The organism is Streptomyces sp. NPDC001351 (assembly GCF_042896045.1).
In the GTDB taxonomy this organism is placed as follows: Bacteria; Actinomycetota; Actinomycetes; order Streptomycetales; family Streptomycetaceae; genus Streptomyces.
This window is the reverse complement of sequence record NZ_JBIAWS010000010.1, coordinates 1-13,256: the sequence shown is the minus strand read 5'-3', so window position 1 is coordinate 13,256 and position 13,256 is coordinate 1. Positions and strand designations below refer to the sequence as shown.

The 13,256-nt window shown below is 70.8% G+C and carries 15 protein-coding genes and 1 pseudogene; 7 read left to right on the top strand and 9 right to left on the bottom strand.

The features are described 5' to 3' along the window. The first annotated feature begins 11 nt into the window (after positions 1-11). The gene (locus ACFY1U_RS32870; protein WP_390697793.1) at positions 12-845 is read left to right on the top strand and encodes a GAF and ANTAR domain-containing protein; all 834 of its coding nucleotides are present in this window, start codon (positions 12-14) and stop codon (positions 843-845) included. Then, complete coding sequence (locus tag ACFY1U_RS32865; RefSeq protein ID WP_390697792.1) at positions 845-1,576, top strand: GAF domain-containing protein; 732 nt, start codon at positions 845-847, stop codon at positions 1,574-1,576. Before ACFY1U_RS32870 ends, ACFY1U_RS32865 begins: the two co-directional genes overlap by 1 nt. Before the next feature lie 9 nt (positions 1,577-1,585). Here the strand turns inward: ACFY1U_RS32865 and ACFY1U_RS32860 are convergent, their stop codons facing one another. Both ACFY1U_RS32860 and ACFY1U_RS32855 read right to left on the bottom strand, forming a co-directional pair. Beyond that, the gene (locus tag ACFY1U_RS32860) at positions 1,586-1,762 is read right to left on the bottom strand and encodes a hypothetical protein (protein WP_390697791.1); all 177 of its coding nucleotides are present in this window, start codon (positions 1,760-1,762) and stop codon (positions 1,586-1,588) included. 66 nt (positions 1,763-1,828) lie between these two features. Continuing rightward, positions 1,829-2,698: pseudogene (locus ACFY1U_RS32855) on the bottom strand (SDR family oxidoreductase); the annotation flags it as partial. Positions 2,699-3,025: 327 nt separating this feature from the next. Between ACFY1U_RS32855 and hemC the strand changes: the two are divergent. Next, positions 3,026-3,961, top strand: coding sequence for a hydroxymethylbilane synthase (hemC, locus tag ACFY1U_RS32850; RefSeq protein ID WP_390697790.1), 936 nt, complete (start codon positions 3,026-3,028; stop codon positions 3,959-3,961). A 23-nt stretch (positions 3,962-3,984) separates the two neighbouring features. Here hemC and ACFY1U_RS32845 read toward each other — a convergent pair whose 3' ends face one another. The 4 genes from ACFY1U_RS32845 to ACFY1U_RS32830 form a co-directional block, all read right to left on the bottom strand. Beyond that, positions 3,985-4,509, bottom strand: a complete 525-nt coding sequence (locus ACFY1U_RS32845; protein WP_390698053.1) for a hypothetical protein — start codon at positions 4,507-4,509, stop codon at positions 3,985-3,987. A gap of 194 nt (positions 4,510-4,703) precedes the next feature. Beyond that, a complete protein-coding gene (locus ACFY1U_RS32840) occupies positions 4,704-5,564 on the bottom strand; it encodes an ABC transporter permease (protein ID WP_390697789.1) in 861 nt (286 codons plus the stop codon). Further along, positions 5,524-6,384 carry an ABC transporter ATP-binding protein gene (locus tag ACFY1U_RS32835; protein ID WP_390697788.1) on the bottom strand — a complete coding sequence of 287 codons (861 nt, stop codon included), beginning with the start codon at positions 6,382-6,384 and terminating at the stop codon, positions 5,524-5,526. The genes ACFY1U_RS32840 and ACFY1U_RS32835 overlap by 41 nt, the downstream gene beginning before the upstream one ends. Next, complete coding sequence (locus ACFY1U_RS32830; RefSeq protein WP_390697787.1) at positions 6,381-6,833, bottom strand: MarR family winged helix-turn-helix transcriptional regulator; 453 nt, start codon at positions 6,831-6,833, stop codon at positions 6,381-6,383. Before ACFY1U_RS32830 ends, ACFY1U_RS32835 begins: the two co-directional genes overlap by 4 nt. A 236-nt stretch (positions 6,834-7,069) precedes the next feature. Here ACFY1U_RS32830 and ACFY1U_RS32825 point away from each other — a divergent pair, with 236 nt between their 5' ends. Beyond that, positions 7,070-7,864, top strand: a complete 795-nt coding sequence (locus ACFY1U_RS32825; RefSeq protein WP_390697786.1) for a SigB/SigF/SigG family RNA polymerase sigma factor — start codon at positions 7,070-7,072, stop codon at positions 7,862-7,864. Between the two features lie 35 nt (positions 7,865-7,899). On the opposite strand, the gene ACFY1U_RS32820 is transcribed toward ACFY1U_RS32825, so the two are convergent. Then, positions 7,900-8,235 carry an ANTAR domain-containing protein gene (locus ACFY1U_RS32820; protein WP_390697785.1) on the bottom strand — a complete coding sequence of 112 codons (336 nt, stop codon included), beginning with the start codon at positions 8,233-8,235 and terminating at the stop codon, positions 7,900-7,902. A gap of 164 nt (positions 8,236-8,399) precedes the next feature. Here ACFY1U_RS32820 and ACFY1U_RS32815 point away from each other — a divergent pair, with 164 nt between their 5' ends. After that, entirely contained in the window at positions 8,400-9,200 is an 801-nt protein-coding gene (locus ACFY1U_RS32815) for a VOC family protein (protein ID WP_390697784.1), read from the top strand. Between the two features lie 64 nt (positions 9,201-9,264). Here the strand turns inward: ACFY1U_RS32815 and glgX are convergent, their stop codons facing one another. Then, complete coding sequence (glgX, locus tag ACFY1U_RS32810) at positions 9,265-11,466, bottom strand: glycogen debranching protein GlgX (protein WP_390697783.1); 2,202 nt, start codon at positions 11,464-11,466, stop codon at positions 9,265-9,267. After that, positions 11,463-11,975, bottom strand: coding sequence for a pep a2 (locus tag ACFY1U_RS32805; RefSeq protein ID WP_390697782.1), 513 nt, complete (start codon positions 11,973-11,975; stop codon positions 11,463-11,465). Before ACFY1U_RS32805 ends, glgX begins: the two co-directional genes overlap by 4 nt. Positions 11,976-12,293: 318 nt before the next feature. Here ACFY1U_RS32805 and ACFY1U_RS32800 point away from each other — a divergent pair, with 318 nt between their 5' ends. After that, on the top strand, positions 12,294-12,593 hold the full coding sequence (locus ACFY1U_RS32800) for a DUF5133 domain-containing protein (protein WP_365838193.1): 300 nt from the start codon (positions 12,294-12,296) through the stop codon (positions 12,591-12,593). 88 nt (positions 12,594-12,681) lie between these two features. Next, on the top strand, positions 12,682-13,256 hold a 575-nt coding region (locus tag ACFY1U_RS32795; RefSeq protein WP_390697781.1), incomplete at its 3' end, for a maltotransferase domain-containing protein.

The following is a 13,256-nucleotide window of genomic DNA, read 5'->3' as shown; positions in this document are numbered from 1 at the left end:
ACTGGTGGATCATGGCTGTTGACGGTGCCGGCGGCGACAGGGAGCCGTCCGAGGCCGAGGAACGCGCGCGGTTCACCGAGAGGCTGACGGCCGCGGCCAGGGGTCTCAGTCCCGACGACGTCCCCCAGGCGCTGTGCCGCGCCTGTGTGGCCCTTCTGCCCGTCACCGGCGCGTCCGTGTCGATCGCGAGCGGCCCGACGGTGCGCGCCACCTGGTGTGCCAGCGACTCGACGGCGGCCCGACTGGCGGAGACGCAGTACACGCTCGGTGACGGCCCTTGCCAGTCCGCGATCGAACGCGCCGCGGCCGTGCTGGCGGACGACTTGACCAAGGCTCCGGACGCCGGCCGCTGGCCCGTCTTCGCCCACGAGGCCGTCGAGTTGGGCGTGCGGGCGGTGTTCTCACTGCCGCTCGGACTGGGCGGGGCGACGATCGGCACGCTCGACCTGTATCGCCACACGCCCGGTGCGCTGTCGTCGCGCGACCTGCGGATCGCGCTGTGGGCGCGGGACGCCGTCACGTTCGCCCTCATGAACCTTCATGCCGGGTACGACGGGGACGAACGAGCGAGCGAAGAAGGAGTAGCGTCGTGGATGGAGGCTTCCGAGGCCGACCACAGTGAGGTCTACCAAGCGGTCGGCATGGTGATGGTGCAGCTGAATCTGGCCGCCGAACAGGCTCTGGACCGGATGCGCGCGCGGGCTTTCGCCCAGGGCCGGACGGTGACCGAGGTGGCGCATGACATCCTCGTGCGCGCGCTGCGGCTCGGGTCCGAGAGCGAGGGCGGCAGCGAGGACGCCGGCCGGCGGGACGCCGGTGACGACGGACGAGAGGGCAATCGGTGATGAACCGGGAAAAGCAGCTCGCCGAGGCGCTCGTGGGGCTGGCCGACTCCCTCGCCGACGACGTCGACCCCGTCGTACTCCTCGACCGGCTGGCTCTGAACTGCCTGGACCTCGTCGGCGCCGACGCGGTCGGGGTCATGATCGCCGGAGTGCGTGGCGAGCTGCGCCTGATGGCCGCCACGGACCAGCGCGCGGCTCTCACGGAGCTCTTCCAGCTCCAGATCGACGAAGGTCCCTGTGTGGACTGCTATCGCAAGAGCGAGCGTATCGACGCTCCGGACCTCGGCGAGAGCGCCCACCGCTGGCCGCATGTCGCGCCGTACGCACGAGAGCACGGATTCCGGGCCGCACATGCGCTGCCCCTGCGCGTGCACCACCAGACGGTGGGGGCCTTGAACCTTCTTCTCACCACCCCCGGCGGACTGCCCGCGCTCGATCTGCACCTGGCTCAGGCGCTGGCCGATGTGACCACGGTCGCCCTTGTCAACTGGAGCCCGCACCCGCTGCGTCCCACCGACGTCAGCAGCAGCGTCCAAAGGGCCGTGGCCGCCAAGGCGACCGTCGACATCGCCACCGGCATGATCGCCGAGTACGGCGGCCTCTCGCTGCCCGACGCCCGCTGCGCCCTGGGGGCCTGGGCGACCGGCAACGGCCGCCGGCTCACCGAGGTCGCCCACGGTCTCGTGCAGCGCACGGTGTCCTTGACGGACGTGCTCAGCGACCCTCGCTGATTCCGCTTCTCAGCGGGCCACGGCCGTCGCCCACAGGGCGGCCACGACCACGACGGCGGCTGCCACCGTCATGACGCCGCGCACCACCGGCGACCACCGCTCCACCACGGATGTGTCCTGTCCCATGTCGTCGCGGGCCCGGACAGCGGCCAGGCGCTGCGGCGGCCGACGCGCTTCCTGATGCATGTGTCCCACTCCCTCGTTCCCGACGGCCGGCCGGGTTCCCGCCTCGGCGACTCCCATGCCGGCCCGCTACGGCAGTGGTGTGCCTCCGGTCGCGTTGAGGATCTCCGCTGTGACGAAGCCGGCCTCCTGCGAGGCCAGATAGACATAGGCGGGGGCCAGTTCGGCGGGCTGGGCGGGGCGGCCCAGCGGGCTCTGTTTGCCGAACTCCACCGTGTCGGGCAGGGTCGCGGGGATCAGGGGCGTCCACACCGGGCCGGGTGCGACGGCGTTGACGCGGATGCCGCGCTCGGCGAGCATCTGGGCCAGCCCCTGCGTGAAGGTCACGATCGCGCCCTTGGTCGTCGCGTAGTCCAGCAGATGCGGACTGGGCTTGTAGGCCTGCACCGACGTGGAGTTGATGACACTGCCGCCCTTCGGGATGTGCGGCAGGGCGAACTTGGTCAGCCAGAACATGCCGTAGACGTTGGTGCGCATGACCCGGTCGAACTGCTCGGTCGTGATCGCCTCGATGCCGTCGGGCTGCGACATCTGGTAGGCCGCGTTGTTCACCAGAACGTCGATGCGCCCGAACTCGGTGACGGCGCGCTCGATCAGCGCCCGGCAGTTCTCCTCCTCCCGGATGTCGCAGGCGACGGCCACCGCCTTGCGGCCGGCGTCCTCGACGAGCCGGGACGTCTCACGTGCGTCGTCCGCTTCTTCCTTCACGTGGGTGAAGAGCACATCGGCGCCCTCGCGTGCGAAGGCCAGCGCGACCGCACGCCCGATGCCGGAGTCGCCGCCGGTGATGACGGTCTTGCGGTCCTTGAGGCGGCCGGCGCCCCGATAGGTCTTCTCCCCGTGGTCGGGCGGCGGGTCCATGGGCCCGGTCCACCCCGGATGGGGCTGGTCCTGCGCCGGGAACTCGGGGCGCGGGTGCTGCGTCGTCGGATCCTGCTGCGTGTGCTGCGAATCGGCCGCGTCGGCCTCCTGACCTGTGGGGGCGGGTCCGGACGGCCATCGGGTTCCCGTCGCGCTGCGGCCGAAAAGCCCGAGGTGGTCGAGATCGCCCCGGCGCCGTCGACGGGCCCGGCAGGACCGCCGTGCGCCCTCCCGCCGGACGGTCCCCCGGGAGGTGTGCGCTCGTAGTGCACGGAGTAGCCCTGGTCTCGCGCCCCGGGCGTCGTCGGCCGCCGTGCGCACGTCCGTCGTCCCTGCCGAGTGATTCGGGTCCCCAATGAGGCGGTAGCGGTCAAAGACCCTTCTGCGACGGTCTATCGTGGCCGCATGTCCGTCCCCGAAATGATCCGCATCGTCTCCCGCGACTCGCCCATGGCGCTGGCCCAAGTGGAGCGTGTGCGCGCCGAGTTGGCGGTCCTGCATCCCGGTATGCGCACCGAGGTCGTGCCGGTGAAGACGACCGGTGACAAGTGGATGGGTGTCCTGTCCAAGGTGGAGGGCAAGGGGGCGTTCACCAAGGAGGTGGACGCCGCGCTGCTCGCGGGCGAGGCAGATCTCGCCGTGCACTGCCTCAAGGACGTGCCCGCCGACCGGCCGCTCCCGGCCGGCACGACGTTCGCCGCGTTCCTGAAGCGGGACGACATCCGTGACGCCCTGGTGCACCCGGACGGGCTCACGCTGGACGAGCTGCCGGCCGGCACCCGCATCGGCACCTCCGCGGTGCGCCGGGTGGCCCAGCTGTCCGCCACCCACCCCCACCTGGAGTATGTGCCGTTCCGCGGCAACGCCAACCGCCGGCTGGCGAAGCTGGCGGCCGGCGAGGCGGACGCGCTGCTGCTCGCGGCGGCCGGTCTCGAACGCATCGGACGCCAGGACGTGATCAGCGAGGTGCTGTCGCCGGACACGGTGATGCCGTCCATCGGCGCGGGCATCCTCGCCCTGCAGTGCCGTGAGGGTGACCGCGACCTCATCGACGCGGTCAGCGCACTCGGCGACCCGCACACGCACCAGGAGGCCACCGCGGAGCGGATGTTCCTGCACGTCCTGCAGGGGCACTGCAACAGCCCGATCGCCGGGTACGCGCGCGTGGAGGCCAGCGGTGAACTGTCGCTGCGGGCCTGTGTGTTCACCCCGGACGGCAAGACCCGGCTGAACGCCCACGAATGGGCCGGACGGCTCGACCCGGCCACCCTGGGCACGTCGGTGGCCGTGGCGCTGCTGCGTCAGGGTGCCCGCGAGATCATCGACGGCATCCCGCACTGAGCGGGCTCCGGGGCGGGCGAAGGTCAGGCGGTGCCCTCTTCGGCCTGGCCCCGGAGGAAGTTGCTGACCTGGTGCGCCAGGCCACCGTCCCGGCTTCCGCACGTGTGGGCGCCGACGGGCTCCTCGTGCAGGCCGATGCCGCCCGTCCACAGCCGGCGGTCGGTCCACTCCTCCTCGACCCGCAGCTGGATCTGCACGTCGACCTGGCTCAGGCAGGCGTCCGGGCCGGCCGCGTACAGCACGGCGGTGGCCCGGCGCAGCGGGTAGACGTCGAAGCCCTCGATGAACTGCGAGTTGCGCCAGTCGATGAACGCGGCCTCCCCGTCGGACCCCAGGCGCACGTCGATCTGGCCGTCCTCGAGGTGGATCCCGAAGGAGCGGTTGCCGCGGTTCTCGACGGTGACCCGGAGGCTGAAGTACGTCAGCCCGGCCGCCGCGTCGTCGCGTCCGCGTGGGGGTTCGGCGGCTTCCAGACGGTGGACGCGGACACGCAGGCCGGCATGCTCGTCGTACTCCTGCCAGTCCCCGACCACGTTCGGCTCGTACACAGTCCACCTCATCGACCTCAGAGAGCTGCTTCCTATCTGTGCGCTCAGGGCACTGTCAAATGAGCAGAATGCGCTGTGGCCAGCGCATTCACCCCCTTTGATCACTGATCAAGCCGTGCGCAGGAACAACGGGCGGAACAAGCCCCACGTACGCGCATGTGTGCGTGGGGCACATCACGTTCCACGGGCGGTGCTCAGCGGGCCAGCCGGCCGAGGAGCGAGGAGGCCGCGGTGATGCCGAGCGCACCGGCCACGAGCAGTACCGCGAAGTCGAGGGCCACGTGCGCGTGGGTGCCGAGGAGGAGGCCGCGCAGGGCGTCCACCTGGTAGCTCAGCGGGTTGACCTTGCTGACGGCCTGGAGCCAGCCGGGCATGACGGACACCGGGTACAGGGCGTTGGAGCCGAAGAACAGCGGCATCGTGATGGCCTGCCCGAAGCCCATGAGACGGTCGCGGTTGAGGACGATGCCGGCGATGCTCATCGACAGGCAGGAGAAGAACGCGGATCCGAGGATCACGATCGCGGCGACGCCGAGCAGCTTCAGCGGGTTCCAGGTCAGCGCCACTCCGAGCACCGCTGCGATGAGGATGACGACGACGGCCTGGATCAGGGACTTCACTCCGGCCGCGAACGCCTTGCCGGTGATCAGGGCCGAGCGCGGGGTGGGCGTGACCAGCAGCTTGTTGAGGATGCCGGCGTCGCGCTCCCAGATGATCTGGATGCCGTAGAAGATGGCGATGAACATCGCGGACTGGGCGATGATGCCGGGTGCCAGGTAGTCCACGTAGGGGATGCCGCCGGTGGGGATCGCCTTGATGCGGGTGAAGGTCTGGCCGAAGATCAGCAGCCACAGGGCGGGCTGGACGGCGCGGGTGTACAGCTCGGTGCGGTCGTGGCGCAGCTTCTGCAGTTCGACGGCGCACATCGCGGACACGCGGGCGGGCAGCAGCCGCCAGCCCGCTCGGGGCCGGGGCGGCCGCAGCAACAGGTCGATGCCGGGCGCGCCGGTGGGGTCAGCCGACGCGGTGCGCGGTGCGGCGGGTGCTTCGGACATCGCGGAAACCTCCTGCCTGGTCGTCGAGTCCGCTGCCGGCGACGTCACGGAAGACGTCCTCCAGGGTGGGCAGCGGGTCGGTGGCCGCCGCGCCCGCGGCGCGTCGGCGCTCGCCGAGCCCTTCCCTGAGCTCGTCCGGGGTGCCGAGGGCCCGGATGCGGCCGCGGTGCATCAGGGCGACCCGGTCGCAGTACTGGTCGGCCTCGTCCATGTAGTGGGTGGTCACCAGCACGGTCATGCCGGTGGCGGCGCGCACGGCGTTGATGTGGTCCCACACTCCGGTGCGGGCTATCGGGTCGAGGCCGATGGTCGGCTCGTCGAGAATCAGCAGCCGGGGGGCGCTGACCAGCGCCTGCGCGAGTTCGAGGCGGCGGACCATGCCGCCGGAGTAGGTGCCGGCCAGCCGGTCGGCGGCGTCGGCGAGGCCGACGGCCGCCAGGGCCTGGCCGACGCGGTCGGCGCGTTCGGCGCGGGGCACGTCGAAGACGCGGGCGAACAGGGCGACGTTCTCCCGGCCGGTGAGTCCGGCGTCGGCGGACAGCTGCTGCGGTACGTAGCCGAGCAGGCGCCGTACGGCCATGCGGTCCCTGGCCGCGTCGTGGCCGAAGACGCGGACCATGCCGGCGGGGACCGGCAGCAGGGTGGTGATGCAGCGGATCGCGGTGGTCTTTCCGGCGCCGTTGGGCCCGAGCAGGCCGAAGACCTCGCCCTCGCCCACCGACAGTTCGAGTCCGTCGACCGCGTGCGTGTCGCCGAAGGCGTAGGCGAGTCCGGTGCAGGTGACGGCCTCGGCCTGCCCGGTGTCGGCGTTCCGCGTCATGTCTGTTCGGCCTCCTCGTGCAGGGTGTCGGCGAGCCTGCGCAGGGCGGGGATCGCCGTGTGCAGGGCCTCGCGGTCCGTGTCGTCGAGACGGGACAGCCCGCCGCGTACGAGTTCAGCGCGCCGTTTGCGCCATTCGGCGAGCCGGGCCTCGGCCGCCGGTGTCGGCATCAGCCGGGCGGCGCGCCGGTCGGCGGGGTCGGTCTCGCGGATCAGATACCCCTGCCCGGACAGCTGGTTGACCAGTGTCGAGACCGAATTGCCCGCCAGGTACAGCTCCTTGGCGGCGTCGGATATGCCGATGCCGGGCCGGGTGACGACCAGGCGCAGCAGCTCGACCTCGGCGCCGCGCAGCTGCGGGGCGATCTGCGGGCGCAGGCGGCGCCGGACGAGCCGCTGGACGCCGATGAGGGCGTCGATCAGCTCGTCCGGGAAGTTTTCGGGTTCCACATCAGCAGATTATCTCTGTAGCAGAGGTAATGAACCCAAGGAACGGTCAAGCACATAGCAATCGTCCTCAATGTCCTGATTTGTTTGTGATGACCAGATCCCGGGCATGAGTACGTAGTGCTTCGGACAGGAGGCACGTCCGTGGGAGCCGGTCGGGCCCCGGATGTCTCCGCAGGTCCGAACCGCATCTCCCATGGCGCCCGTCCCCCATGCACCGCCTCACGGAGGTGCGCATCATGCGTGTCGCCAGCGCCAGCACGAAACCCCATCCGCACGACGACGCCCCCGACACCGCCGAGGCCTTCGCCCGGCTCGCGAGGCTGCCCGACGGGCCGCGACGCAGGCAGCTGCGGGACCAACTGGTCCAGGCCTGGCTGCCGATGGCCGAGCGGATCGCCGTCCGGTTCAAGGGGCGCGGAGAATCCCTGGAGGACCTGTACCAGGTCGCGGCCCTCGGACTGGTCAAGGCCGTCGACCACTACGACCCCGCCCGCGGCCACGCCTTCGAGGCGTACGCGGTGCCGACCATCACCGGTGAGATCAAGCGGCACTTCCGCGACCACATGTGGACGCTGCACGTGCCGCGCCGGGTCCAGGACCTGCGCAACAGGGTGCGGCAGGCCGCGAAGGAACTGTCCCAGACGACCCCGGGGCGCAGACCGACCGTCACCGAGATCGCCCGGCACACCCACCTGAGCGAGGGCGAGGTGCGCACCGGGATGGAGGCCCTGGAGTGCTTCACGGCGCTGTCGCTGGACGCCGAGATGCCCGGCACCGACGGATACGCCCTGACGGACGCGATCGGCGGCCCCGATCCGGCCTACGACGTCGTCGTCGACCGCGTGGCGGTCAGGCCCTGTCTGCAGGCGCTCCCGGAGCGGGAGCGCACCATCCTGTATCTCCGCTTCTTCGGAGGCATGACGCAAAGCCGCATCGCCCAGCAGCTGGGCATCTCACAGATGCATGTCTCCCGGCTGCTCAGCGGCTGCTTCGACCAGCTCCGCGCGGAACTCCTCGCGGAGACCCGCTGAGCGCCCTGCCGTGCGGCCGCACGGGCCCCGTCGCCTCAACGCTCCGGTGGAACCTCGGGGATCTGCGTGGGGCCGTAGCGGTCCAGGGCGTCCTCGAGTTCGGCCTTGATCTCCGGGGGCAGGTCCCCGTGGCGCCCCCAGATGAGAATGAGCTCGGCGACATTGCGGAGCTTGATGTTGGTGTGCTGGGAGACGTCCTTCAGCACTGCCCAGCCCTGCTCCGGCGCCACCCGGCCGAGCGCGACCATCATCCCGATCGCCTGGTCCACGACGGCGTGCGAGACGACGGCTTCCTTCAGCTGATCGACTTCTTCCTGCAGCGCGAAGATGCGATCCGTCTCGTCGGCAGGTTCATGCGGTACCTGTGCCACTCATCCATAGTCCCACTCACCCGGCCCGCTGCCACCGGCGAGACCGCCACGGCACCCGTTTCGGCCCCACTCACGGGGTACTCGGCAGGCGCATCGTGCGGTTCCGGTTGGACACTGGTACGAGACCGGTGGCTGCCGATCGACGAGACCAGGACGCAACTGCCATGAACCACGACTCCTCACGCCCGCGCGGCGTGACGCGCATCGTCACCTCGGCCTCCGTGTTCGGGGCGCCGTGCTGGGTGAGCCTGACCAGTCGCGACGTCGACGCCACCGAGGACTTCTACGGGGCCGTCCTGGGCTGGGAGTGGCGCTCCGCCAAGCTCGGGGACCGCTTCCGGATGGCCCTGGTGGACGGCACGCCCGTGGCCGGGATCGCCGCCGTCGCCGACATGTGGCAGATGGCGGTGGCGTGGACGCCGTACTTCGCCGTGCCCAGCGCGGACGAGGCCGCGGCGCGGGCCCAGGAGCGGGGCGGGACGGCCGCGGTCGGCCCGATCTCGTTCCCGCCGGGGCGGGCAGCCCTGCTGGCCGACCGGGACGGGGCGACCTTCGGGATCTGGGAAGGGGCGCTGATCGCCGACTGGGAGAAGTGGCGGCACGCGGCCCCGGCCTTCATCAGACTGCACACACGCGACGCCTTCGACGCCGCGATCTTCTACGGCGAGGTGCTGGACTGGGCCGGGCGGCCCGGCTGCTGCGAGGTCCAGTACGAGGGCGGCGAGGTGGTGCTGCGCAGCCAGGGTGACATCGTGGCGCGCATCGAGTCCGGGGCGCTGGGGGCGGCGCCCGACCCCACCATCCGGCCCCATTGGCAGGTCCACTTCGCGGTCGAGGACGTGGCGGCCTGTGTACGGGCCGCCGAGGTGCACGGCGGCAGCGTCCTGTCGAAGGGCAGCGACGAGGCCGTGCTGCGCGACGCCGACGGCGCCCAGTTCACGGTCACCTCGCGCCGCGAACGCTGAGGAGACGCTCCGCCGGGTCAGCCGGGCGCCCACGGAAGCGCCCCGTCGTGTCGTCGGCCGGCTTCTAGCGCCGTCGCTTGTCGCGCCCTGCGGCGGAGCCGCGTTCCGATACAGCCCCGCGCCCCTTCGGGGAACAGGGGGGTCTCGACAGGAGCACCAGGCTGCGGCGCTCGACCAGGAGCCCGGTGTTCGCCTTGTACTCCGACTCGTCCGGCGGCCCGTGCGGCTCGGCGGTGTCGATCAGGGTCGTCCAGCGTTCGCCGTACGTGACGTCCGGCAGCCGGAACTCCACCGGTTCCCAGTAGCTGTTCAGCAGAAGCAGGAACGAGTCGTCCACGACGGGACGCCCGCACGGGTCGGGTTCGGCGATGGCATCACCGTTGAGGAACACGGCGACGGAGTGCGCGTCGGAGCGCTGCCAGTCCTCCTCCGTCATCTCCTGCGCGTCCGGCGCCAGCCACACCAGGTCCGGCAGCGGCCGGCGCGGCAGGGTCGTGGTCTCGCCGCGGAAGAAGCGGCGGCGGCGCAGCACCGGGTGGGCGGCACGCAGTGCGATGACATACCGGGTGAACTCGGCGAGGTCCCGCTGCTCCTCGGTCAGCTCCCAGTCGATCCAGGAGACTTCGTTGTCCTGGCAGTAGGCGTTGTTGTTGCCGCGCTGGGTGCGGCCGAGTTCGTCGCCGTGGCCGATCATCGGGATGCCCTGCGAGAGCAGCAGGGTGGCCAGGAAGTTGCGCTGCTGGCGGGCGCGCAGCTCCAGCACGCCCGGATCGCCGGTGTCGCCCTCCACGCCGCAGTTCCAGGACCGGTTGACGCTCTCGCCGTCCCGGTTGCCCTCCCCGTTGGCCTCGTTGTGCTTGTCGTTGTACGAGACCAGGTCGCGCAGGGTGAATCCGTCATGCGCGGTGACGAAGTTGACGCTGGCCCGGGGGCGGCGCCGGCTGTGCGCGTACAGGTCCGCGGAGCCGGTCAGCCGGGAGGCGAACTCGCCGAGGGTGTGCTCGCCGCCGCGCCAGAAGTCCCGTACGGCGTCGCGGTACTTGCCGTTCCACTCCGACCACAGCGGCGGGAAGTTCCCCACCTGGTAGCCGCCCTCCCCCACGTCCCAGGGCTCCGCGATCAGCTTGACGCGGCTGATCACCGGGTCCTGCTGGATCAGGTCGAAGAACGCCGACAGCCGGTCCACCTCGTGGAACTGCCGGGCCAGCGTGGCCGCGAGGTCGAAGCGGAAGCCGTCGACGTGCATGTCGGTGACCCAGTACCGCAGGGAGTCCATGATCAGTTGCAGTACGTAGGGGTGGCGCATCAGCAGGCTGTTGCCGGTGCCGGTGGTGTCGTAGTAGTGGCCCCAGTCGCCGTCCACCAGACGGTAGTACGAGGCGTTGTCGATGCCGCGGAAGGAGAGCGTGGGGCCCTTCTCGTTGCCCTCGGCGGTGTGGTTGTAGACGACGTCGAGGATGACCTCGAGGCCGGCCGCGTGCAGCGCCTTCACCATCGACTTGAACTCGGTGACCTGCCCGCCGCGGGTGCCGTGGGCGGCGTAGCCGTTGTGCGGGGCGAAGAAGCCGATCGTGTTGTAGCCCCAGTAGTTGGACAGGCCGCGGCCCTGCAGCACCCCGTCCTGGACGTACTGGTGAACCGGCATCAGCTCCACCGCGGTGACGCCCAGCTTCGTCAGGTGCTCGACGACCGCGGGGTGCGCGAGTCCGGCGTAGGTGCCGCGGAGTTCGGGCGGGACGTCCGGGTGGGTGCGGGTCAGGCCCCGTACATGGGCCTCGTAGATCACGCTGTCGGCGTACGGCTGCCGTGGTGGCCGGTCCTCGCCCCAGTCGAAGGCCGGGTCGGTGACCACACCGAGCATGGTGTGCCCGGCGCTGTCCGAGCGGGACCGGCCGTGCGGGGCGCGCTCGAAGAGGGAGGCGTGGTTGTCCACCTGCCCGTCGACCGCCTTGGTGTACGGGTCGAGGAGGAGTTTCGCCGGGTTGCAGCGGTGGCCCAGCTGCGGGTGCCAGGGGCCGTGCACCCGGTAGCCGTAGCGCTGTCCGGGCCCGATGTCGGGCAGGTAGCAGTGCCAGACGAAGCCGTCGACCTCGGTCACGGGGATGCGGTGCTCTCCGCCGTCGTCGACGAGGACGAGCTCGACGCGCTGGGCCACCTCGCTGAAGAGCGCGAAGTTGGTGCCTTTCCCGTCGTAGGAGGCACCCAATGGGTAGGGGTGCCCGCTCCAGACGGGCACCCCTGGCTTGCGGCGGCGCTTCGCCGTCACCGGGCATCCTCCAGGATGCCGTCCGGCTCGCGCACCTGCCCGGCGAGAGCCAGGGCCGGCATCTCGCGGGGCACCTGGAGCACTTCGCGCAGGCTCGGTGCGGGCGCCAGGGGCACCAGGGGCACCCGTTCGCCGGCCCTGGCCCGCTGCGAGAACCAGATGACCTTGCTGCCGGTGTCCGTGGCGCAGCAGCCCCAGCCGTCGCTCATCGCGGCGATCCGCTGCAGACAGGCCCGCAGGTCCTGGTCGGGACGCAGGTCGCAGTCGTTCTCCCCCACGGCGGTGATCAGATGCTGTCCGTTCCACCACATCTCGACCGATGTGTTCTTGTCCGTCGCGTGCTCGTCGATGGCCTTCAGCAGCAGCTCGGCGCCGCTGGTGACGGGCTCGACCAGTGTCTCGAGGTCCCAGAGCCGGAGATGCGCGGCCAGGATGCGCCGTACCTGTCCGACCCGTTCGGGGCTGACTTCCACATCGAGGTGGTAGTAGCAGGGCACTGCGGTCTTCATCTTCGTTGGCTCCTCACCCGCGAAGCTCCCGCTCCCTCTCGCCCCTGCGGGACGAGCCCCGAACGCGAAGCGTGAGCGTTGATCGCTTCTGAGTCACCTCAAGAGTGGGTGAACTAGACCATTCGTGCAACACGAGCGCCCGCCGGGGCGGGGACACCCACCCGAAATGGTTGAAGATCCAACAAGACGCTGAGTCGTCACCCGTGCACCATGTGTGAAGACCTCGATACCCGTGACGGATTCGTGCGTGCCCACGCGCGGCCGCCGCCCGACGGTCGGGACACGTGCGATCGAGCCCCGGAGAAAGTGAAGAGCGTCATGCTGCTACCGGCCAAAGCCGAAGTGGCCCGGCAACTGCGGCGGTACCGGGCCTGGGAACGCGTCATGCTCGCGTCCCCCGCCGACCGCGCGGTGCGCGCCACCTTCGAGGACTCGGGCTACACCTTGTGCGTGCTGATGGGCAAGCGCTGTGCCCGCGAGGCCGCGGACGCCGCCGAGCGCTATCTGGGGTCCACCCTGGGTGCCTATCTCCGGGAGCAGAACGAGCGGCCCCGAACCGGTGCGGCCGAGCGGCGCGGGCCCCCGCAGGCACAAGAGCATTTCGCCGCAGGGAGGTAGAACCCCCTGCGGCTCAACGCGTATCTCGCAGTTTGTATCCCTCGACCAGGCCAAAGGCCCGGTCTCCAGCACGGCGGAGGTGAGACCCATGAGTTCGATTCCGGCCATCGGCCGCATCCCGGTGCGGGACGTCCACCCGGCGGTGGAGTGCGGAAGGCGCCCGGCCAAGGCGGTCGTCGGGGAGACGTTCGAGGTCACCGCGACCGTGTTCCGGGAAGGCCATGACGCGGTCGCCGCAAACGTCGTCCTGACGGACCCGGAGGGCCAGCACGGCCCGTGGACGCCGATGCGGGAACTGGCCCCCGGCTCCGACCGCTGGGGCGCCGAGGTCACACCCACCTCCGAAGGTCACTGGACGTACCGGGTGGAGGCCTGGAGCGACCCGGTGGCCACATGGCGGCGCACCGCCCGCATCAAGATCCCGGCGGGCATCGACACCGGACTGGTGCTGGAGGAGGGCGGCGACCTGCACGAGAGGTTGGCCGCAGGGGTGCCCGAGGGCCCGGGACGTGCCGCGGTGCTGGCGGCGGCGGAGACGTTGCGCGACGATTCGCTGCCGGTCGCCACCCGTCTGGCGGCGGCGTTGACGCCGGAGGTGGACGCGGTGCTGGCCCGCCATCCGCTGCGGGAGTTCGTCACCGCCTCCCAGACCCTGCCGCTGCT

Bases quoted from the DNA above. Each gene is read 5' to 3' on its own strand.
- ACFY1U_RS32870 (WP_390697793.1), top strand. From the start codon at position 12: ATGGCTGTTGACGGTGCCGGCGGCGACAGGGAGCCGTCCGAGGCCGAG.
- ACFY1U_RS32865 (WP_390697792.1), top strand. From the start codon at position 845: ATGAACCGGGAAAAGCAGCTCGCCGAGGCGCTCGTGGGGCTGGCCGAC.
- ACFY1U_RS32860 (WP_390697791.1), bottom strand. From the start codon at position 1,762: ATGCATCAGGAAGCGCGTCGGCCGCCGCAGCGCCTGGCCGCTGTCCGG.
- hemC (WP_390697790.1), top strand. From the start codon at position 3,026: ATGTCCGTCCCCGAAATGATCCGCATCGTCTCCCGCGACTCGCCCATG.
- ACFY1U_RS32840 (WP_390697789.1), bottom strand. From the start codon at position 5,564: ATGTCCGAAGCACCCGCCGCACCGCGCACCGCGTCGGCTGACCCCACC.
- ACFY1U_RS32835 (WP_390697788.1), bottom strand. From the start codon at position 6,384: ATGACGCGGAACGCCGACACCGGGCAGGCCGAGGCCGTCACCTGCACC.
- ACFY1U_RS32825 (WP_390697786.1), top strand. From the start codon at position 7,070: ATGCGTGTCGCCAGCGCCAGCACGAAACCCCATCCGCACGACGACGCC.
- ACFY1U_RS32815 (WP_390697784.1), top strand. From the start codon at position 8,400: ATGAACCACGACTCCTCACGCCCGCGCGGCGTGACGCGCATCGTCACC.
- ACFY1U_RS32805 (WP_390697782.1), bottom strand. From the start codon at position 11,975: ATGAAGACCGCAGTGCCCTGCTACTACCACCTCGATGTGGAAGTCAGC.
- ACFY1U_RS32800 (WP_365838193.1), top strand. From the start codon at position 12,294: ATGCTGCTACCGGCCAAAGCCGAAGTGGCCCGGCAACTGCGGCGGTAC.